Below are 21,096 nucleotides of genomic sequence, written 5' to 3' on the forward strand. Positions count from 1 at the left end.
AAAAGAAGGGCAAAGATGGACGACTTTTACGCCGCCCGCAGCAGGGTTATCCCGCCGCTACCGTGGTCGACTTTCTCACCGCCGTTCTCAGGTTTCGTCACCTCTTGGGGCTGACGACGCAACACCATCATCCATATAGTATGGTTTGGCCTAAGCAATTCTTTGCAGCAGAACACCCAGCATGCACGGTTGATGCATGTCAGTTTGCAGCTAAATTTCGCGAGGAAATAGCCGCCGGAAGAAAAACTAATTTCTATTGTGAAAGATAAAGCCGATAAAGTTCAGCAGTAGCTGCGCTGCCAGGATTTGAGTGCTTTCCGAGGGGTCATAGGCCGGGGCCACCTCGACCAGATCGATGCCGACCACGTCTCCACGTTTGCTCAGCCCCTGCAGGATTTCCAACACGTCATAGTACAGGAACCCACCGTGACTGGGCGTTCCTGTACCCGGAGCAATCGAGGGGCAGAAGGCGTCAATGTCGATGGTAACGTAGTAGCGGCTGCCTTCTGGGATGCGATCCAGTACGCCTTGGGTACCAAGCTTGCGAACCTGCCTAACGGACAGAATGTCTGACCCGCGGGCGCGGGCGTCATCGTAGCCTTCTTTTGCGGTGGACGACACGTTGCGTATTCCCAATTGGGTCATGCCGGATACGTAGTCTTTCTCGATTGCGCGGCGCATTGGGTTGCCGTGGCCGACAGTGACTCCGTGGCGCTCGTCCACAAAATCCAGATGTGCATCGATCTGGATCACGTGGATCGGGCCGTTCTTGGCGCAATCCTCGGAATAGGCATTGATACAGGGGATGTTGACCGAATGATCACCGCCGATGGTGACAGGGATCGCACCCGCGTCGAGGATCTTCCTGACGCCATATTCGATGTTGGCGTGGCTTTCTTCGGTCTTGGTGTGAATAATGTCGGCATCGCCCAGATCGACGATGCGTACGTCTTCGCCCAAATATGTGGCGTCATCTTCGTGATCATAGGCTCCGGCATGGCCGAAGCTGAACAAGGTTGAAGCTTCGCGTACCGAACGCGGACCAAACCGTGCGCCCGAGCGGAATTGGCAGCCGAAGTCGTATGGCGCACCTAAGATGGCCACATCGGCGTCAATCTCGTCCCAGTTTTCAACATAGGGTTTTTTGCCAAAGGTTGAGATACCAACAAAAGGCAGGTTCAGACGACCAGATTCATAACCATGTCCCGACATGATTTCTCCGTTTCTTTTGGTTCAGCGATAGGCCAGTTCCGGCAGGAACAGTGCGATTTTGGGTAGGCTATCAGCAACCCAGTTACGATCAACAAAATGATCAGGAAGGCGGTGCGTCACAGACCATTTCCAGAATACGGCGATGGTTGTGAACGGGTTGCGGTCGAAGGGTGGAGTGGACGCACCGGGGGCAGGTACTATCTGGTCGAACCATATAGCTTAAGTGCGCGCGCCAGATCGCTTAGTGTTTGGTAAACTTCGCCTGCGACGGGATGCCAGCGCGCGACATCTTCACCTTGAGATGTAACAACATTTTCGTCACCCCGGGCCGCGGGGCCCGTAAGCGCATGTTGTGGTCCAAGGGCATTTACGTTTTCAACTGTGCTATCCAGCAGTTTTGCATTCAGACGTTCAACGACATCACTGGTCACACCAGCTTCGGTCCAGGCTTCTCGCGCAATCGCCTGCAAAACGACGGCGAAGTTGTTCGAAATCACGGCCGCAGCATGATAAAGGCTTTTGCCCTCAGAGCGGATCGAGAAACACTCAGCCCCCAAGGATTCCAGTACAGGTCGCAGGAAGGTCAAGGCGTCTTCGTCTCCTTCCAGGCCACAAAGCGCACCGTTGAATTGCTCCTTGGCCTTAGCGGGATCAGCGAAAGACAGGACCGGATGCATGCTTGCCAGACTCCAGTTCAATTGGCGCAATGGTGCCATCTCATCGGCCGGGAAAAACCCACTGCAATGAAAAACAACTGATTTTTGGGTCGCATCCGCCCCAGAGAGTTCAGCGGACAAGTCAGACGCAACCGTAGATATTTTGGTATCAGGGACTGCAAGGATCCAAAGATCTGCGGGCCGAAGATCCGACAAATGTTCCACGGCGCGGCCTGTTCCAACTTCTTTGACGGCCTCTTGAGCGGAAGCAAAACTTGCACTCAGAACGTCCTGTATTTGGAAAGTTTCTGAATCGTTCAGCAAAGCCAGGAATGTCTTCCCGACTTTTCCAGCGCCAATCAGGTTTACATTATTCCGGTGCATTACACGTCCAACAATCGGGGTACAGCTTTTCCTTGGCTTTCTGAATCTGTCTCTAGGACATGTAGCACATGCCTGCCCATAAAGGTTTATCTAAGAATAGCAGCAGCCGGGAAAAAAGGCGCTACCCGGTATATTGGGCAGCGCCAGTTGGTCACAACGGACACGGATCAGTTGTTCACATCGGAGGGAGCTCCGGTAAGGGTCGTCAGATGTGGACGTAAAGCTCGTCGCCTTCTTGCGATACGTCAAAGCGGCGGGTCTTGATGGACGAGTCCACCAGGAACTCGCCGCTGCGAATATCGAATTCCCAGCCGTGCCAGGCACAGCGGACGATCTCACCGACGCGGTCATATACGAACTCGGTCGCGTCGGTTTCACGGGTCGTGCCGCAGACCGGGCCTTCACATAGAGCAGCGCCTTTGTGAGGGCAGATATTGAGCAGGGCGTGGTAGCCATCTTCCAGTCTGAAGACGCCGATGGGCATGTTCGAAACAGTTACGATTTTTGCTGCATCGCTGGGAACTTCGTCAGTTTTGCAGGCGAAATGCTTGTTTGCCATGGTCGCAGGTACCTTCGTTATTCAGCGGCATGCGCCATTGGGCGCGGCAGGCGGGTGTAGACGTCCAGCGCGTTGAGCCCGAAGATCTTCTCGCGCCATGCGGGTGGAACGTGCAGTTTGTTGACGTCGTCGTAATCCCAGTGCGGATAGTCTGACGCAAACATCAGGGTGTTCTCGCCATCCATAGCCTCAAGCGTGGCCCACAGATGTTGGATGTTTGCCGGTTGCTCCAAGGGTTGGGTCGACATGCGGATGTTGGACTTGAAGTATTCGGATGGCAGACGTTTGAGCCATGGCGTTTCCTTGCGCAGCGCCTTGTAGTTGGCGTCCAGACGCCACAGGACCGAAGGCACCCAGGCGACGCCACATTCGATGATCACCACCTTCAGCTCGGGCCATTTCTCGAACACGCCGTGTGCGATCAGGCTGGCCATGTGGGTCATTGCTGTCTGCGGTAGGATCGCGTGAGTTTCCCAGAAGAAGGTCGAAGGCCCGGCCCCGATGGGTGTCGAGTTGATGCCACCCTGTCCGCCAAGATGCATGGCGAATGGCAGACCCATTTCGGCACAGGCTTCATAGATCGGATGGTAGAAGGGATCGCCGTATGGGCGTGCTGCGCCGTGGCTTACCAGAACCTGAACAATGCGAGGATGCCCGCCAACCCGGCGAATTTCAGCAGCGGCTAGGTGCGGATCCTGCGGTGCCACCACAATGGAACCCCAGAACCGTTCATCCTTGGGTAGCCAATAGTCGATCATGTAATCGTTGTACGCTTTGCACAGCGCGTTGGCATAATAGGGGTTGGCCAGCGTCGAAGCCTCGATAGGTTCGTCCCCGGTTAGAATCGCTGCGTCGATTTTGTATTTATCGAGGTGCTTTTCCTTCATGATCAAATAGTTGTCGTCTTCTTCGATCGGGTTCACGTCATGCCGGGCAAAGCCTTCGGGGTGGAACCAGGGACGGTGGCCATGAGGAAACGCACCGCGCGGCCCTGTGCGCTCTCCCCGGACGAACATGTCTTTGAAAAGACCCTCCATATAAGGTTCCAGAACCGTGGCACTGCACCAGTAATTGTGGCAGTCGCAATCAACGATGAACATGAACTTCTCCTGTTGCTGGCGCCGAATGCGCGGGCGTTTTTTCTTGTTCAAAGGCGATTGATATCGGCGATAATTAGGCAAATAAATACAATTGAAAATTGCGTATCAATCGATAATATCGATTAAATGAATCGCCACCTCTTGATCACTTATTTGGACGTTCTGGAAACACGGAACTTCAACCGGACGGCCGAACGTCTCAACGTGACCCAATCCACGGTCAGCGCCCGTATCCGACAGTTGGAACAGGAACTCGACACGCGCTTGTTTGAACGTGGTCGCGGCGGGGCCGAGCCGACAGCCGCCGGGCGGCGCTTTGAAACCCATTGCCGGTCGCTGCTGGCCGCTTGGAGCCTGGCGCGGCGCGATGTTGAGGCTGGTACCGCAGGCAACAGACAGCGCCTGCGAATTTCGGTTCAGTTCAGTCTTGCGCGATCCGTTCTGATTGACTGGGCGCATAAAGTCCGGGAACGGACCGCGCGCCTTGACCTTTATCTAGAGGCCAACTTTTCGCAGCAAATACAGCGCGATGTCCTGACGGGCGAGACCGACATCGGAATTGTTTTTGTACCGCAGCGGGTGCCTGACATGCACGTCGCCGAACTGGGTAGCGAAAACTATGTGATGTTGTCGACCGATTGCGATCACTTCGGCGATGTGAATTGGTCCCGCTACATTAATGTGGCCTACACATCCTATTTTGATCGCCAGCATGATGAGGCTTTTTCGGACCAACCTCAAAGCTCGACAGTTGTAGGTAGCGATGATCTGGCGTTGGACTTTTTGAAAAAAAATGGTGGAACGGCATATTTTCCCGGTTTTGCTGCCCCGGGTCTGTTAGAGAACGGTTCGGGCTTGCGACGCGTTGAAGATGCGCCGGTCATGCCGCAGCCCATCTATTCAATAGTTCATATGCGGAAACGGCACGACCCGCTGGTGGCGCAAGCGGTGGCGCTATTCAAAGAATTGGTGCAACAGCGATCAATCGGTTTAACCGATTGATACCGCAATTCTGGGCCGTTTCCTCGAGTTTCCCCATAATTATTCTCGCGCGAACCCTATTCTGGAGGTTTCCGCAAGATGCTCGTCGCAACGGACAGTCCGTTTTCACTGAGTTCAGCCAATAACCAACCCTGCTACTCGGGTGGGCCAGCCACTTTGATCTGCAAAGCTGTGATCGACGAAACGCATGACAGCAAGACCTTCGTATTTGAAGACACCCAAAGCCGCAGCTTCGATTTCAAGCCTGGTCAGTATGTGACGTTTTGCTTTGACATCGACGGCACACAACAGGTGCGCGCTTATTCGATCTCGTCCACGCCAACGCGGCCCCACAACATTCAGGTCACCGTCAAGCGGGTGCCCGGCGGGGTAGTGTCCAACTATCTGAACGATCAGATGACCCCTGGAACCGAAGTTGAGATTGCCGACATCACCGGGGGCTTCAACTGGGTGGATATTCCCAGCGACAAACCACTGTTTCTATCCGGGGGATCAGGTGTCACACCGGTTATGTCGATGCTGCAGTATGTCACCGATGTGACCTTGCCCAATGACATCGTTTTTGTGCATTTCGCGCGCTCGCCGAAAGACATCATCTTCCGCGATCAGCTTGAGTTTCTGAACCGTCGGTTCGCCAACGTGACTGTCGTTACCGTCGTCGATGAAGCGGACAACGAGTTCAAAGGCGAAACCGGTCAGATATCCGCAGAGCTTCTAAAGCGTCTTGTCCCGGATCACGCCGAGCGCAGCATTTTCATGTGTGGCCCCGAAGGCTTCATGAAAGCCGCACGCGACGCGGCCTCGGTCATTCCGTTTGCCGGCTTCTATGAGGAAAGCTTTGGCGAGAAGATCACGATCGAAGAAAGCGCAGGCACCGGGGGCGAGGTCTATTTCTCGCTTAGTGGCCTGCACGGTCACGCCAATGAAGGGGAAACCCTGCTTGAGGCTGCGCTCAACGCTGGGGTCTGGATCGATTCCGCCTGTCAGCAGGGGGTGTGTGGCAACTGCAAGGTGCGCCTGACCCAAGGCGAAGTCGACATGCAGGACATGGGTGGTTTGCTGCCTGGCGACACCGAGCAAGGGTATGTGCTGGCCTGTTGCAGTTGGCCAAAAGGTCCGGTCGCGCTGGACGCGTGACTGGCGCGAAATTCGACAAAACAAAAGAAAACGGAGGAACCGTTTCACCAAAAAAAATTCTGGCAATCCAATGGGAGGACTAAGATGTCAAATGATGACACAAAAATACCAGAGCCGTTGACGGACCTGCCGATTAAAACTGCAGATAGCGGATTTTATTCGGGATTCAGTGTCGACGTAACCGTAACGGCAAAGCTCGCGGTAGGCGGCCTTGTGATATGGGCGGTCGCCTTCCCCGAGCAGGCCGGAACGGTTCTGTCCGGTTTCAACAGCTTTATCCTTTCCAACTTTGCTAGTTGGTACATCTACGTCATGGCCCTTTTCGTTCTGGTTTGTATCGGACTGGCGATCTGGCCCGCAGCAGGGCGTTTAAAAATTGGCATGGAAGACGACGTGCCCGAGTTTTCGAACTTCTCGTGGTTTTCCATGATGTTCGGGGCTGGGATCGGTGTTGGGATGTTGACCTGGGCCGTGGCAGAGCCAGTCTACCATTTCAAGAACAACCCCGAGGTTCTGCAGGGTCTTGCGACCGGAGCTTCGGCTGACAACGTTCTGAACGCTTATAAGTGGTCTTACCTGCATTGGGGTTTCTCGGCCTGGGCTTCCTACGCCATAGCCGGCTTGGGTCTTGGCTATTTTGCTTATCGCCGCGGATTGCCGCTGACCATTCGTTCGTCCCTGACACCATTGTTTGGTTCCAGTCTGTCGGGCTGGTTGGGCCACGCCATCGACATCGTTGCGGTGATTGCGACCATCCTGGGTGTTGCGCAGACTTTGGGTTTCGGAGTCGAACAATTCGTTGCAGGTATGGCCCGGATCGGGATCGGTGAATGGTTGCTGAATGATGAAGGTACAGCATCCTCGGTCGGGATCATCTTTGCGATCGTTGTGATCATGGGCGCGTCGACCCTGTCGGCCCTGTCAGGTGTGGGCAAAGGCATCAAATGGCTGTCGAACCTGAACATGGCCCTGTCGATTTTCCTGCTGTCCTTCTTCCTGATCTTCGGAGCGACCTTCTTTGGGCTACACGCTCTGTTCATCGGTGTATGGGAGTATCTTCTCGCACTGCCGGGAATGCTGTTTACCGTTTTCCGCGGTGACGGAACCGGCGGAGTCGCGGACAGCCTGGAAGGCTGGCAAGGCAGTTGGTCGGTATTCTACTGGGCTTGGTGGGTCGCATTTGCGCCATTTGTTGGACTGTTCCTAGCCCGCATCTCGCGTGGTCGCACCATTCGAGAGTTTGTGTTGGGTGCTGTGATCGTGCCCGCGCTGATGTGCTTTATCTGGTTCGCGTTCGCTGGTGGAACCGCGATTGATCTGGAGCTTAATGGCGGCGCTGACGGCATCATCTTTGGCGCTTCCGATGGTGACAAAATCTTTGCGATGACCGGCTTCATGTTGGGCGAATTGCTGGGCTGGATGATGGCTATCGTCATCGTTGTTCTGCTGATGACGTATCTGGTGACATCGGCGGACTCGGCGGTGCTTATCGTCAACACAATCAATGCGGCGGGAGACGAAGGTCCAAAGGCGCGTCCCCATATCATTTTCTGGGGTGTTGCGCTGGGTTTGGTTGTGGCTGCTCTTTTGCTGGTCGGTGGCCTAAAGGCGATCCAAACCGCGATGGTAATCGGGGCGCTGCCTTTCTCTCTGGTGATGGTGCTGATGTGTATCGCCCTGATCAAAGCGATCTGGCGCGACAGCATCCGATCGTCGCACGGAGTGCAGAGCACCTTTGGGGAAGCCGAAGAAGCCAACTGACGAAAGTCGATCTACGCTAAGAAGCTGGCAAACCAAACATTGCGGCCAATCAAAAAAATGCGTGGGCATTATGCCCACGCAATTTCTGTTTTGGAAACGTTTACAATTGGAAGGCGTTAAAGATCTTAGGTCTTACTCATGGCAAATTTATTAGGGTGAATATGCGCACCGCCAGTGTCGCATTCTAATCAAAAAAGCCCGTTCATACTTGGTTTTCGGCACTCAGCGGCGACCCGATCCATTGCCTATCGCGTTTTCCACCCCTCGATCAGTCCAACTGCCGCCTCGGCGTAGCTTTGCGGGAACTGGTCTGATGTCCTCGCTTTCATGATTGTGTGTAGCCCCAGCAACAAGCCGATCAACAACCGCGCGGCTTCATCCGGGTCTAGGTCTTTTCGCGCGACCCCTTCCGCCTTGGCACGGCTAAGTATTGCTGAAAACCGGTCCTCCAGCGCACGTAGATACCTCTCGATTCTGGCATTCACTTCTTGATCGGTTCTGTCAAATGAACTGATCGAATTGAAGGCAAGGCAGCCTGAATCCTCAATCTTCGGCATGCGTTCGTCCGAAGCAATACCCCTGAACCAATCCCCCAGATCATCCAGTGTAAAAGTGTTCGGGTCGGGAAAATGCCCGGCCTCGGCATTGTCCAGATAAGTGTCTAAAGTCTTTAGGAAAAACTTCTCTTTCCCACCATAGGTGGTTTGCAGGGTAAAGCGGGTCAGGCCCGTCTCCTGCTCCAGCTCCCGCGTGCTGGCGCCGTGGTATCCCCGCCGCCAAAACAGGTCGAGCGCACCCGCCACAGCACTGTCGTGATCCGCCTTGCGTTTTCGCGCCACAGATTTCTCCTTGCCTTTTCTATCCGCGCGGATAGTAATATTTCTATCCGCATGGATAGCATTGCTGGAGTGCAGCCGCAATTACCGTGTCGACTGCGCAACCAGATCAGAAAAGGGAGATATGAAATGACCACCATCGACCCGGCATTCGGGGCTTCAAAGCCTGTTACCTTGCGCGTGATCTTCATTTTGAACGCGCTCAAAATCCTGCTGGCCTTTGGGTTTTTCGCGGCCTTCAAATTTTTTGGGCTTCAAGTCGGAGAACTGGTCGGTCCGCAAGCTGCCAACCTGATGCTCTATACGATGCTGGGTTACATGCTGACTTTCGCAGGTATCGTCGTTTCTATCCTCAAGCGAAGCATGATCGGAATCCGTGCAGCGATCGCCCTTGATTTTCTGGTGTCGATACCGGCGACCGCGGTTATTGGCTTTATCATAGCGATCATCAGCATGTGCCTGACCTTTACCACATCGGTCCGCGCGTATTTCGCCTATCGCGGCTGAAGTACTTTCAGCGCGCAGGTATTCTGATGAACCATATAATTGAATTTGACGATCAAGTCAGTGAGGACCGCTCAATGACCACCCAAAAGGCGATTTCTTCCGACTTCCCATTTGAATCGAAATATGTCGAGGTGAATGGGCAGCGCATCCACTATGTCGACGAGGGCGAAGGCCCGCCGGTTCTGTTTCTGCATGGCAATCCGACCTCGTCTTATTTGTGGCGCAACATAATCCCCTATGCTGCCAGGCGGGGCCGCGCCGTCGCCATGGATCTGATCGGGATGGGTAAATCAGACAAGCCCGACATCCCGTATCGCTTTGTCGATCACGTCCCTTTCGTGGACGGGTTCATCAAGGCGCTGGGGTTGAAGGAAGTCACGCTGGTTATCCATGACTGGGGCTCGGGGCTGGGTTTTCACTATGCCCACCGGCATCCCGAGAACATTCGCGGTATCGCGTTCATGGAAGGCGTCGTTCGCCCGATGAGTTGGGCCGGATTCCCGCCCGATTTCCGCGCCGGGTTTCGGATGATGCGAACGCCCGGTTTGGGGTGGATGATGATCTCGGGGCTCAACATGTTCGTCGAGAAAATCCTGCCAAGCGCCATCGTGCGCGATTTGACACCGCAAGAGATGGCGCACTACCGCGCGCCTTTCCCCACAGCGCGCAGTCGAAAACCGGTGCGGGTCTGGCCGTGTGAAATACCAATCGACGGAAAACCTACGGATGTTCATGATATCGTTAGCGGTTACAGCCGCTGGCTGGGCAAAACCCAGACCCCGATGCTTATGTTCCATGCCACGCCCGGAGGCACCATTGGCCCGGCCGAGGTGTCCTGGTGCCGTCAGACCATCCAAAACCTCAAAGTGGTGGATATCGGTGAAGGCATTCATTTCCTTCAGGAAGACAATCCGCATCTGATCGGACAAAAGTTGGAGGAATGGCTGGGCCGACTGCCCAGATGACTATGTTCAGCCAAATGTGGCCGGTGGGCGGTATATACAAATTGGATTTCCTGACTGTATGCTTTGAGGGCAGTCCCGACGCGTGCGCGGGCAAGTGAAGGGAGGAATGCCTTGCTGAATATGTCGATCCCTATACCTTTGATATTCGCGGCAATATTGCCGGCGTTTCTTGATCGGTGCTCTGGTTCCGATACCAGTGTGGCCCTGGGCGTATTGGCCCGGGACCGGGTGGCTTTGACCGCAACCGCCAACGAAATCGTTGTCGATTTGCCTGTTACCGAGGGGACCGTCGTCAAGGCGGGCGACACACTGGTTCAGCTTGATCCGACTTTGCAAACCGCGAAACTGAATCTGGCGCAGGCCGAGCTTGAAAAAGCAGAGGCCACACTTTTGAAGTTACAGGTTGGGCCGCGAGAAGAAGAGATTGCGATTGCTGAAGCCAAGGTCGCCGGTGCTGTCGCGCGGCTGGCCGATGCTGAGGCCATTTATGACCGAAACGCCCGGCTGGTCGAAAACTCGGTTGTAACAGAGGCGCAGGTTGCAAATGATCTGGCTCTGCGAGATTCTGCACGGGCCGAATTGGCCAGCGCTCAGGAATCCCTGAACGAACTTCAAAACGGCACCCGTCCCGAAGACCTGGCGGTTGCCGAGGCCAATGTAAGGGCGGCAAGGGCTTCGGTCGAAGCCGAACAGACGGTTCTGGATGACCTGACGGTTGTTGCGACCCGCGATGGGGTGTTGGATTCGCTGCCCTGGAACCTTGGGGAACGTGTGACGTATGGCAGCCCGGTCGCCGTGATGGTGACAGGCCAAACACCCTATGCGCGCGTCTATCTGCCCGAACCGCATCGCGTTAATCTAAAGCCCGGCGACACGCTGGAAGTGCGCGTTGATGGGCTCGACCATCCACTGGATGGCGTCATCCGATGGATCAGCGACGACGCATCGTTCACGCCCTATTACGGTTTGAACAAGGATGACCGGACGCGGCTTGTGTATCTGGCCGAGATTGACCTGCCCAACGCATCGCCTGACTTACCTGCCGGAGTGCCAGTGCAGGTTCCCATGCCATGAATGATGTCGTCGTCTCGACGCAGGGGCTGACCCGGCGTTTTGGTGAGAATACAGCGGTCAACAATCTGGATCTTGAGATACGAACAGGCCAGATCTACGGGTTTCTAGGCCCTAATGGCTGTGGCAAAACAACGACTATGCGCATGTTGACCGGGTTGCTGACGCCCAGCAGCGGCGCGATCTCTGTTCTGGGTCAGTCCATGCCCGAAGCAGCAGAGCCGCTGAAGAATGAAATCGGGTACATGACCCAGATTTTTTCCTATTACCGCGACCTGACAGTGCTGGAAAATCTGAGGTTCGCGGCAGAAATCTATGGCATTCCCGTTAGGTCGGCGAAAGACCGGATTGACGAGTTGCTGCACACCTATGATCTGACGACGAATGTCCATCAGCTCAGCGGCAGCATGAGCGGTGGTCAGCGGCAAAAGCTGGCTCTTGCGGCAACTGTCATGCACCGACCAAAGCTGCTGTTTCTGGACGAACCGACCTCTGCCGTTGATCCCGAAACACGCCGGACATTCTGGGAACAATTATTCGATCTGGTCGATCAGGGCGCGACGATGATCGTATCCACGCATTTCATGGATGAGGCAGAGCGCTGCCACCGTTTGGCGATCCTGCAGCACGGAGTAAAAAAGGCGGATGGGTCTCCGCGCCAGTTGATGGATGATCTGCAAGCCGATGTCGTCGAGGTTGAGGGGCCGGATCTGAGAAAGGTCAAACATGCGCTGGACGGCAAGCCCAAAATCCTGTCGACCGCGCAAGTTGGCTCACGCCTGCGCGTGTTGGTGGACAAGTCCGAACCTCAGCCAGTGGACATGTTGCGCGGCCAACTTGGCGCGTTTCAGGGCCTGTCGCTGACGCCACAACGACCAAATCTGGAAGACGTCTTTGTAAGTGCGACGAGGGAGCCGGAACAATGATCTCGCCGCGCCGAATTGCCGCCGTTTTGAAGAAAGAATTGCTCCAACTGCGTCGGGACAAGATGACCTTTGCGATGGTGATCATGATCCCTCTGATCCAGTTGCTGTTGTTTGGCTATGCGATCAACACCAACCTGCGTCATGTTCCGGTTGCGCTGGTGGATCAGTCCAGAACCGAGCTGTCCCGCACTTTGGCACAAATCGTTCAAGCCACGCAGGTCGTGACGATCACCGAAGAACTGACGACCCCGCAAGAGGCGGAGCGCGCGATCACCGAGTCCCGCGTGCGTGCCGCGCTGATCATCCCACCGGATGTCAGCCAGCGACTTGCGCGCAGCCCTTCTGTCGGGCTTGGTCTGCCCGATTCAACCGATCTGACCAGCAGCCGGCCTGTCGCCCATTGGATCGTTGACGGCTCGGACACGATGGTCGCAAGCGCGATCAAATCCCTGCGGACGATGCCTTTAACCGAACTGCTGAAACTGCCACCGAACCGGCAGGTTCCTACATTCGAGGTGACGCTGTACTTCAACCCCGAACAGAGATCCGCCGTAAACATCGTGCCGGGCCTTGTGGGTGTTATCCTGACCATGACGATGATCTTGTTCACCTCGGCAGCCATCGTGCGCGAGCGTGAGCGTGGCAATATGGAGATGCTGATCAACACTCCGATCAAGTCGATCGAACTGATGGTCGGCAAGATCATCCCTTACATTTTTCTTGGTCTTATTCAGGTGGTGATCATCCTGGGCCTTGGGCACGTTCTGTTTGATGTCCCTATAAATGGCGGGCTGGGCACTTTGCTGGTGGTGACGCTGCTGTTCATCATTGCCAGCCTCTCTCTGGGGCTGGTCATCTCGACACTCGCCCAAAATCAGCTTCAGTCGATGCAGATGACCATCTTTATCCTTTTGCCGTCGATCCTGATGTCAGGGTTCATGTTTCCCTTTGACGGTATGCCGCAAACGGTCCAGATCATCGCGCAAGTCCTGCCAGCAACGCATTTCATGGACATGATCCGCGGCGTCGTCCTGCGTGACGCTTCACTATACGAATTGCGCTGGGAAATCCTTTGGATGATAGGCTTTGCCGTTTTCGGATTGTTGGCTGCAACGCTTAGATTCAAGAAACGTTTGGGTTAAGACTGGGTTGAAATCGAGTGTCGGCCAGTTTCCCTGATGCATCAGTGCGGTCTCAGGCCAGCATTTCTTTCAACGCAAGGTACGAAGCTTTGGGGGTGCGTTTCATCGTGTCGAAATCCACATCCACCAAGCCAAAGCGCTTTTCGTATCCCAAGGCCCATTCGTAATTGTCCAACAGGGACCACACAAAATACCCTTTGACCGGCGCACCTTGGTTAAGGGCGTCCTGAACAGCGGAAAAGTGTTGGTCAAGATAGCTGATGCGATCTTCGTCTTGTCGACGTTCCGGGCTGGCCATGCCGTTCTCGGTCACGTAGATCGGCAGGTCTCCGGTATATTCGCGCGCTGTTCGGACCAGGAACCGACTTAGGGCGGCGGGGTCTATCTCCCATCCCATTTGGGTTTTAGGTAAGGGGCCCGGCACTTCGGTCAGACCGGGCCAGGCCGTGTCCGCAGGGGCGATCAGTTTGCGGGTGTAATAATTGATCCCGCACCAGTCGACGGGGGTGCCGATGGTGTCGAAATCATCCTGCCAACCGGACGGAAGGTGGGGTTCCAGCCCTTCCAGCACGTTCTGCGGATAGGCTTTGTGAAACACGCCGCCCAGAAAGAACCGGTTGTAGATACCATCGTAAAGCGCAGCGGCCTGTTGGGCCTCGGGACTGTCGTCAGCGGGTTCGGCCCATTCCAGATTGAACACGCCGCCAAGATTGGACATGTCCAACCCACGCATTGTCTGAATGGCGTTGCCATGGGCCAGCAGGACGTGGTGCATGGCGCGCGCTGTTGCTCGTATGTCCCGTAGTCCAGGGGCGTGGTGTCCTTCGAAATGGCTCAGCCAGCTGACACACCACGGTTCATTGATCGGGGCAACGCTGTGCATCCGGTCACCGATCCGGCCCATGATGACCTCGGTGAAATCTGCGAACCAACCGGCGATATCCCGGTTGCGCCAACCGCCCAGATCAGCCAAAGCCGATGGCAGTTCCCAGTGGTAAAGCGTCGCGCAGGGGCGGATGCCACGTTCCAATAGCGCGTCAGCCAAGCGGTCGTAAAAATCCAAACCTGCTTGATTGATGGCCCCGCGCCCTTCGGGCATCACGCGTGCCCAACTGGTCGAGAAGCGATAGCAGTCAAACCCTGCGTCGCGCACAAGATCGAGGTCCTGTTCAAACCGGTTGAGGTGATCACAGGCCAGATCGCCGTTTTCCCCACGCACCACGTTGCCCGGCGTCGCCGCAAACGTATCCCAGTGCGTCGAACCGGCCCCGCCTTGGGCGTGCCCTTCGATCTGATAGGCCGAGGTGGCGACTCCAAAGACAAAATCCGACGGAAAATCACTGCGTTTATACTGCATCGTCACATCCTGTTGGGCGCAGGGCCAGTGGACGTGCCGACGACCAGCTCCGCCTCAAGCAATTTGGTTTTAACCGGGTCGTTGGGCGACTTGATCCGCTCGATCAGCATTTCCGCGGCCAACTCTCCTGCCTGTCTGACCGAGGACCGCGTTGCTGTGAAAATCGGCACATCCTGCCCGTTTTTTAGGTACGAAAGGTCATCGTCATGAGCAATGACCGAGACATCCCGGCCAATCCGAAGCCCGGCCTCGTCCAATGCTCGCCGCACACCGATCGCTGAAATCATCGAAGATGCCAGAATGGCTGTCGGCGGAGTATCCAGCTGCAGCATATTGCGGGTTTCCTGATGTCCGTAGACCTCGGTCATCTCGGCGCTGCGCATCAGTTGCGGGTCCGGCGTCAAGCCTGCCTGTTCCAGGGCCTGAAGGTACCCGGCGCGGCGGCGCTGTGCGAAATCCATATCCTCAAGCCCGTTAATCAGAGCAATCTGTCGATGCCCCAGATCGATCAGAAACTGCGTCGCGCGCTGGAATGAACTTTTGTTGTTCACATCAATCCAGTCATACTCTGCATCTATCCCGGTGGAACGTCCGTGTACGATAAACGGCACCGCCATCTGGTTTAGCAACTCGATGCGCCGCTCGTTGACCTTTGGGCCTTGCAATACGACACCATCCACGGCGCCGCGTTGAAACAGGCTGCGATAAGTCCCTTCGAGCGAGGTATCATCGGCCGTAGTGAACATCATGTCATAGCCATGCACGCCGTATGTTCGCGCAGCGCCGGCAACGAAGTCACCAAAGATCGGATTGACCATCTCGTGTTGGGACGAACTGGGAATCACGTGCCCGATCACCATGGATTTGCCAGTCGCCAGCCCTTTGGCGCGACTGTTCGGGCGATAGCCATGCTTCGCAGCGGCCGCCTGAACGCGCATCCGGGTTTCCTCGCTCACTTCGGGATAGCCGTTCAGCGCGCGGCTGACGGTCGTCTGCGAAAGGGCAAGGATTTCTGAGAGCTGCTTTAGGTTCATGGTGATTCAAAGCGCTTTCAAGTTTCTGTTTGTTCCCTGTTGTGTGGGCAAATACCCTTTCCGTCAACCTGTTTCCGCAAGCTTCTTTAGTTTTTAAGTTTGCAACGGGGTTATTGACAGAGGGAAGATGTTAACGGATAAACGGCAAATCCAAAGCGCTTTGAATGCTGAGTCTCTTAGGCGCTAGAAATTTTTGGGAGGAAGATTCATGAGAAACGCGCTTTATGCAGGTGCGGCCACATTTGCCTTGGTGGCTGGGGCGGCCCAGGCACAGGGTGAGCTGATCCACCCCGTTGGCGAAGGCGGCTTTGACTGGGACGGTTTTCAGGCATTTGCCGACGCTCATGATCTGAGCGGCCAGGACCTGACCATTTTCGGTCCGTGGCTTGCAGGCGAGGGGAAGTCGTTTGAAAATCTGGTCGCCTATTTTGATCAGGCCACCGGAGCGAATTCCAGCTACGTCGGATCGGATTCTCTTGAGCAGCAGATTCTAATCGACGCTGCCGCTGGTTCGGCGCCAAACCTGACGGTTTTCCCACAGCCGGGTCTGGCCGCGAACATGGCGAAGAACGGATATCTGACACCTCTTGCCGAAGGGTCTGCGGACTGGATCAAGGATAATTTTGCCGCCGGGCAGTCCTGGGTCGATCTGGGTACTTTTGAAAACGCCGAAGGGGCCAAGGACTTTTACGGCTTCTTTTTCAATGTGAACGTCAAGTCGCTGGTCTGGTACATCCCCGAGAATTTCGAGGACTTTGGTTACGAAGTTCCGCAGACCATGGAAGAGTTCAAGGCTCTGATGGATCAGATGGTCGAAGATGGCGAGACACCGCTTTGCGTGGGTCTTGCGTCGGGTGGCGCCACTGGCTGGCCTGCGACCGACTGGGTCGAAGACCTGATGCTGCGCACTCAACCGCCCGAAGTTTATGACCAATGGGTGTCGAATGAAATGAAGTTCGACGATCCGCGCGTGATTGAGGTGATTGAGGAGTACGGCAGCTTTACCCGCAATGACGACTATGTCGTGGGCGACGCCGATGACACAGCCGCAATTGACTTCCGCGACAGCCCCAAGGGTCTGTTCGACAGCCCGCCTGCCTGCATGATGCACCGTCAGGCATCATTCATTCCTGCTTACTTCCCGGAAGGAACCGAGCTGGGTGTGGATGCGGATTTCTTCTACTTCCCGGCATACGCCGAAAAAGATCTGGGTACTCCGGTTCTGGGTGCGGGCACTTTGTTCACCGTGACAAACCCAAGCCCAGCGGCTGAGGTTTTCATGGAATTCCTCAAAACCCCCTTCGCGCATGAGATCATGATGTCTCAGGACGGATTCCTGACACCGCATCTTGGCGCAAATCCTGAGAATTACGCCAACGACACCCAGCGGGGGCAGGGCGAAATTCTGACCAATGCCACCACGTTCCGCTTTGACGGATCCGACCTGATGCCGGGCGCGGTTGGTGCAGGCACCTTCTGGACGGGCATGGTCGACTATTCCTCGGGTGCGAAGGATGCGGCCACGGTTGCCGGTGAAATCCAGTCTTCGTGGGATGCTGCGAAGTAAGTGAGACGGTGGGGCGGTTCCACGACCGCCCCGTTTCCAAACCGACGAGGGCATCATGACACCGGCACTTCAGGGCCTGCTGACCATCATAATTGGTGTGTCGGGTTGCGTGGGCTACTTCTACCTTTCGAACCAGTTCTTGGACAAAGTCCTGTTTCCGCCGCGCGGACCAAACGCCGGGCGGAACATCAACCGGGCGAACATGATCCGGCCCTGGCTGTTCTTGTTCCCGGCGCTCGCTGCGTTGGGCCTGTACCTGGCTTATCCGGTGGTTGAAACGTTGCGTCTGTCGCTAACCGAACGCGTGCCCGGTGGCGGGTACAAGTGGGTCGGATTGGACAATTACACCCAGATGGCGGCTGAGCCGAAATTCTGGGAGGCCATGCGCAACAACATGTTCTGGCTGATCGTGGTGCCAGCCATGTCCACCGCTTTCGGGCTGTTGGTGGCGCAGCTGACCGACCGCATCCGCTGGGGCAACTTCGCCAAGTCGCTGATCTTTATGCCAATGGCGATCTCATTCGTCGGCGCTTCGGTGATCTGGAAACTGGTCTACGATGCCCGCCCCGCAGAGCAGGACCAAATTGGCATCCTGAACGCGCTTTATATCTTCTTTGGTGGGGCCGAGCCGCAAACTTGGCTGACGGTTCCTTTTTGGAACAGCTTCTTCCTGATGATCGTTCTGGTCTGGATTCAAACAGGCTTTGCCATGGTGATCCTGTCGGCGGCTCTGCGCGGTATCCCCGAGGAAACCATCGAGGCTGCCATTCTGGACGGCGCCAACCCGTTTCAGATTTTCTTCAAGATCAAGGTGCCGCAGATCAAGACCACTATACTGGTGGTCTGGACGACAATCACGATCACTGTTCTCAAGGTCTTCGACATCGTCTTTGCCATGACCAACGGCCAGTGGGAGACGCAGGTTCTGGCCAATTACATGTATGACAAGCTGTTTCGCGCCAATGACTGGGGGGTGGGTTCGGCTTCGGCCATGGTGATCATGCTGCTGGTCACCCCAATCCTGATTTGGAATGTGCGCAATGCGCGCAAGGAAATGGAGTAGGCCATGAACGATATTGCCGGAACCAAACCAGCTCTACGCTGGGTCGTCCATGCCTCGGTCGTTTTTCTTGTGGTCTTATGGATCATTCCAACTCTGGGGCTTTTGATCTCGTCTTTTCGCACGGCGGACCAGATTTCCAACAGCGGGTGGTGGCGATCACTGTTCCCGTCCGAACAAAACCTGACCCTACGCAGCGCGGCACCCGACACGCAGGTGCTGGAGGGTGAGATCTATGTCATCGAGGGTCAGCTGTTTGGCGATGACGAGCAAATCAATATCTCCACATGGGGCATCAGCGCGCGCGATATCGGCGCCTTTGCACCCGGTGAAACAGCCGAACTGCGCCGAGGCGGCACGATCACCGTCGATGCGGACGGCAACTACCGCATGGAGAGCGCCGAAGAGTTCACAGGAAAACGCGGCGCGCGTGTGTTCGTGACGGCAGAGCTGCCGCCCGAGTTCACGCTGGACAATTACAAAAAGGTTCTTCTGGATCAGAGCAGCACGGACAGTATGGCCAAGGCGTTCTTTAACACGCTGACGGTTACGATCCCCGCCACGATCATCCCGATCCTTGTTGCTGCCTTCGCGGCCTATGCTTTAGCGTGGATGGAGTTTCCGGGTCGTGCTTTGCTGATCGCGGCCGTGGTTGGCCTGCTGGTTGTCCCGCTGCAACTGGCTTTGATCCCGCTGCTGAAGTTCCACCTGAATATAGGGATCGGGAAAGGCTATCTTGGCGTCTGGCTGGCCCATACGGGCTTTGGGATGCCCCTGGCGATCTATTTGTTGCGCAACTACATGGCCGGGCTGCCGCGCGACCTTATCGAGAACGCCCGCGTCGATGGTGCGACCGAGTTCCAGATTTTCACCAAGCTGATCCTGCCGCTCAGCTTCCCGGCGCTCGCGTCCTTCGCGATTTTCCAGTTCCTGTGGACGTGGAACGATCTTCTGGTGGCCAAGGTCTTTCTGATCGACGCAACCGGCCAGACCACCGTGATGACCAACCGCATAGTCGAGCTTTTGGGGACACGCGGCGGCAACTGGGAAATTCTGGCAACCGCGGCCTTTGTGTCGATCTTCGTGCCGCTGGTCGTCTTCTTCGCAATGCAAAAATACCTGGTCCGGGGCCTGTTGGCCGGGTCCGTCAAATAGAGGCGTCTGATGAACGTGCAGAATACTGTGGAACTTTCCAAATCAACCAAAGCAGCGTCTGACTGGTGGCGTGGCGGCGTGATCTATCAGATTTACCCGCGCAGCTTTCAGGACAGCAATGGCGACGGGATCGGTGACCTGAAGGGGATCACCCAACGTCTGGATTATATCGCCGCGCTGGGGGTCGATGCGATCTGGATTTCGCCCTTCTTCAAATCTCCGATGAAGGATTTCGGTTATGACGTCAGCGATTACCGCGACGTTGATCCGATGTTCGGCTCGTTGGAGGATTTTCGCGAAATGCTGGATCAGGCCCATGCCAAGGGTCTGAAAGTGATGATTGATCTGGTAATGTCGCACACCTCAGATCAACATCCGTGGTTCGCCGAAAGCCGCACCAGCCGGGACAACCCCAAATCCGATTGGTACGTCTGGGCCGATCCAAAGCCGGACGGTACACCGCCCAACAACTGGTTGGCGATCTTTGGTGGCTCGGCTTGGCAGTGGGACCCGCGCCGCCTGCAATACTATTTGCACAACTTCCTGACTTCGCAGCCGGATCTGAACTTTCACAATCCAGACGTTCAGAACGCGTTGCTGGATGTTGCCCGGTTCTGGCTGGATATGGGTGTGGACGGGTTCCGTCTGGACACCATCAACTTCTATTTCCACGACAAACAGCTGCGCGACAATCCCGCCCTGCCGGTCGAAGAGCGTAACGCCTCAATCGCGCCAGCGGTTAACCCGTATAACCACCAAAACCACCTGTATTCGAAAAGTCAGCCCGAAAACATTGCCTTCCTTGAACGGCTGCGTGCCCTGACGGACGAATACGAAGACCGCGCTTGTCTGGGCGAGGTCGGCGACGCGCAGCGCGGGCTGGAGATCATGGGTGAGTACACGTCGGGCGATAAGCGGATGCATATGTGCTATGCCTTCGAATTCCTCGAAAAGCGCGCGCTGACAGCCAGTTATGCAAAACAGGTCTTCGATCAGCTCGAATCCAAGGCTGGCGATGCTTGGCCATGCTGGGCGTTTTCGAACCACGACGTGCAACGCCACGCCTCACGTTGGGAGTTAAGCGAGGTCGCAACGCGTCAACACGCGGTATTGATGATGTGTCTGCGCGGTTCCGCCTGTCTTTACCAAGGTGAGGAACTGGGCTTGCACGAAGCAGATGTCCCCTTCGAACGCCTGCAAGACCCCTACGGCATCGAGTTCTGGCCCGAGTTCAAAGGCCGTGACGGCTGCCGCACGCCCATGGTCTGGACGGCGCAGGACGAACAGTCGGGTTTCAGCACGGGTGAGCCTTGGTTGCCGGTCAGCGCCGCGCAATCCGAACTGGCCGTGGATCGGCTGGAGGCGGACGGCCAGTCGCTGCTTCACCACTACCGCCGCGCGATTGCGTTGCGCCACGCCCATCCGGCACTTGCCTCGGGCGCGCAATCCGAGATGGAGCAAGCCGGATCTGTCTTGACGTTCAAAAGAGAAAACGGGTCTGAAACTGTTTTTTGCGCCTTCAATCTGGGTGCAGAAGCGCAGCAGGTCAATCTGCCCGAGGGCAACTGGCGTATCATCGGGCAAGACCTCGGCGGCGTCGAAGGCGAGGGCAGCGTGATGCTGCACCCCGCGCAATTCTGTCTGATGGCCAGAGACGAGGGGTAA

20 protein-coding genes are annotated in these 21,096 nt (G+C 56.0%); 13 read left to right on the top strand and 7 right to left on the bottom strand.

Annotation, left to right across the window (positions count from 1 at the left end; translation table 11 throughout):
- Nucleotides 1-269 (top strand): hypothetical protein (locus ACR0LN_RS19950; RefSeq protein WP_480432106.1); only part of this gene is annotated, 269 nt, incomplete at its 5' end.
- Here the strand turns inward: ACR0LN_RS19950 and speB are convergent.
- The 4 genes from speB to ACR0LN_RS19970 form a co-directional block, all read right to left on the bottom strand.
- On the bottom strand, nucleotides 247-1,212 hold the full coding sequence (gene speB / locus ACR0LN_RS19955; RefSeq protein WP_480432108.1) for an agmatinase: 966 nt from the start codon (nucleotides 1,210-1,212) through the stop codon (nucleotides 247-249). The two genes, ACR0LN_RS19950 and speB, sit on opposite strands and share 23 nt — an antisense overlap.
- Before the next feature lie 197 nt (nucleotides 1,213-1,409).
- Nucleotides 1,410-2,252 carry a Rossmann-like and DUF2520 domain-containing protein gene (locus ACR0LN_RS19960; protein WP_480432110.1) on the bottom strand — a complete coding sequence of 281 codons (843 nt, stop codon included), beginning with the start codon at nucleotides 2,250-2,252 and terminating at the stop codon, nucleotides 1,410-1,412.
- 205 nt (nucleotides 2,253-2,457) lie between these two features.
- Nucleotides 2,458-2,811, bottom strand: coding sequence for a Rieske (2Fe-2S) protein (locus ACR0LN_RS19965; RefSeq protein ID WP_480432113.1), 354 nt, complete (start codon nucleotides 2,809-2,811; stop codon nucleotides 2,458-2,460).
- Between the two features lie 17 nt (nucleotides 2,812-2,828).
- Nucleotides 2,829-3,911, bottom strand: a complete 1,083-nt coding sequence (locus ACR0LN_RS19970) for an amidohydrolase family protein (RefSeq protein WP_480432115.1) — start codon at nucleotides 3,909-3,911, stop codon at nucleotides 2,829-2,831.
- Between the two features lie 126 nt (nucleotides 3,912-4,037).
- Here ACR0LN_RS19970 and ACR0LN_RS19975 point away from each other — a divergent pair, with 126 nt between their 5' ends.
- The 3 genes from ACR0LN_RS19975 (at nucleotide 4,038) to ACR0LN_RS19985 (ending at nucleotide 7,811) form a co-directional block, all read left to right on the top strand.
- A complete protein-coding gene (locus ACR0LN_RS19975; RefSeq protein ID WP_480432116.1) occupies nucleotides 4,038-4,913 on the top strand; it encodes a LysR family transcriptional regulator in 876 nt (291 codons plus the stop codon).
- Between the two features lie 78 nt (nucleotides 4,914-4,991).
- A complete protein-coding gene (locus ACR0LN_RS19980) occupies nucleotides 4,992-6,050 on the top strand; it encodes an FAD-binding oxidoreductase (RefSeq protein ID WP_480432118.1) in 1,059 nt (352 codons plus the stop codon).
- 84 nt (nucleotides 6,051-6,134) lie between these two features.
- Entirely contained in the window at nucleotides 6,135-7,811 is a 1,677-nt protein-coding gene (locus ACR0LN_RS19985) for a BCCT family transporter (protein WP_480432120.1), read from the top strand.
- Between the two features lie 245 nt (nucleotides 7,812-8,056).
- On the opposite strand, the gene ACR0LN_RS19990 is transcribed toward ACR0LN_RS19985, so the two are convergent.
- Nucleotides 8,057-8,650, bottom strand: coding sequence for a TetR/AcrR family transcriptional regulator (locus tag ACR0LN_RS19990; RefSeq protein WP_480432122.1), 594 nt, complete (start codon nucleotides 8,648-8,650; stop codon nucleotides 8,057-8,059).
- A 126-nt stretch (nucleotides 8,651-8,776) separates the two neighbouring features.
- Here ACR0LN_RS19990 and ACR0LN_RS19995 point away from each other — a divergent pair, with 126 nt between their 5' ends.
- The 5 genes from ACR0LN_RS19995 (at nucleotide 8,777) to ACR0LN_RS20015 (ending at nucleotide 13,258) form a co-directional block, all read left to right on the top strand.
- Nucleotides 8,777-9,154, top strand: a complete 378-nt coding sequence (locus tag ACR0LN_RS19995; RefSeq protein WP_480432124.1) for a hypothetical protein — start codon at nucleotides 8,777-8,779, stop codon at nucleotides 9,152-9,154.
- 74 nt (nucleotides 9,155-9,228) lie between these two features.
- Nucleotides 9,229-10,119, top strand: a complete 891-nt coding sequence (locus ACR0LN_RS20000; RefSeq protein ID WP_480432125.1) for a haloalkane dehalogenase — start codon at nucleotides 9,229-9,231, stop codon at nucleotides 10,117-10,119.
- 198 nt (nucleotides 10,120-10,317) lie between these two features.
- Nucleotides 10,318-11,193, top strand: coding sequence for an HlyD family secretion protein (locus ACR0LN_RS20005; RefSeq protein ID WP_480432127.1), 876 nt, complete (start codon nucleotides 10,318-10,320; stop codon nucleotides 11,191-11,193).
- Nucleotides 11,190-12,116, top strand: coding sequence for an ABC transporter ATP-binding protein (locus tag ACR0LN_RS20010; protein WP_480432129.1), 927 nt, complete (start codon nucleotides 11,190-11,192; stop codon nucleotides 12,114-12,116). Before ACR0LN_RS20005 ends, ACR0LN_RS20010 begins: the two co-directional genes overlap by 4 nt.
- Nucleotides 12,113-13,258, top strand: a complete 1,146-nt coding sequence (locus ACR0LN_RS20015) for an ABC transporter permease (protein ID WP_480432131.1) — start codon at nucleotides 12,113-12,115, stop codon at nucleotides 13,256-13,258. Before ACR0LN_RS20010 ends, ACR0LN_RS20015 begins: the two co-directional genes overlap by 4 nt.
- A 52-nt stretch (nucleotides 13,259-13,310) precedes the next feature.
- Here the strand turns inward: ACR0LN_RS20015 and ACR0LN_RS20020 are convergent, their stop codons facing one another.
- Together ACR0LN_RS20020 and ACR0LN_RS20025 are read right to left on the bottom strand one after the other, a co-directional pair.
- Nucleotides 13,311-14,615: a GH1 family beta-glucosidase gene (locus tag ACR0LN_RS20020; RefSeq protein ID WP_480432134.1), complete on the bottom strand. Its 1,305-nt coding sequence runs from the start codon at nucleotides 14,613-14,615 to the stop codon at nucleotides 13,311-13,313.
- 2 nt (nucleotides 14,616-14,617) lie between these two features.
- Complete coding sequence (locus tag ACR0LN_RS20025) at nucleotides 14,618-15,649, bottom strand: LacI family DNA-binding transcriptional regulator (RefSeq protein ID WP_480432136.1); 1,032 nt, start codon at nucleotides 15,647-15,649, stop codon at nucleotides 14,618-14,620.
- Nucleotides 15,650-15,857: 208 nt separating this feature from the next.
- Between ACR0LN_RS20025 and ACR0LN_RS20030 the strand changes: the two genes are divergently transcribed.
- The 4 genes from ACR0LN_RS20030 to ACR0LN_RS20045 are packed head-to-tail and all read left to right on the top strand — an operon-like array spanning nucleotide 15,858 to nucleotide 21,096.
- Nucleotides 15,858-17,216, top strand: coding sequence for an ABC transporter substrate-binding protein (locus ACR0LN_RS20030; protein ID WP_480432138.1), 1,359 nt, complete (start codon nucleotides 15,858-15,860; stop codon nucleotides 17,214-17,216).
- A 55-nt stretch (nucleotides 17,217-17,271) separates the two neighbouring features.
- Nucleotides 17,272-18,279, top strand: a complete 1,008-nt coding sequence (locus ACR0LN_RS20035; RefSeq protein ID WP_480432140.1) for a carbohydrate ABC transporter permease — start codon at nucleotides 17,272-17,274, stop codon at nucleotides 18,277-18,279.
- A gap of 3 nt (nucleotides 18,280-18,282) precedes the next feature.
- Nucleotides 18,283-19,431, top strand: a complete 1,149-nt coding sequence (locus ACR0LN_RS20040; RefSeq protein WP_480432143.1) for a carbohydrate ABC transporter permease — start codon at nucleotides 18,283-18,285, stop codon at nucleotides 19,429-19,431.
- A gap of 9 nt (nucleotides 19,432-19,440) precedes the next feature.
- Nucleotides 19,441-21,096: an alpha-amylase family glycosyl hydrolase gene (locus ACR0LN_RS20045; protein WP_480432145.1), complete on the top strand. Its 1,656-nt coding sequence runs from the start codon at nucleotides 19,441-19,443 to the stop codon at nucleotides 21,094-21,096.

The sequence above is a fragment of the Ruegeria sp. AA6 genome (assembly GCF_056542865.1).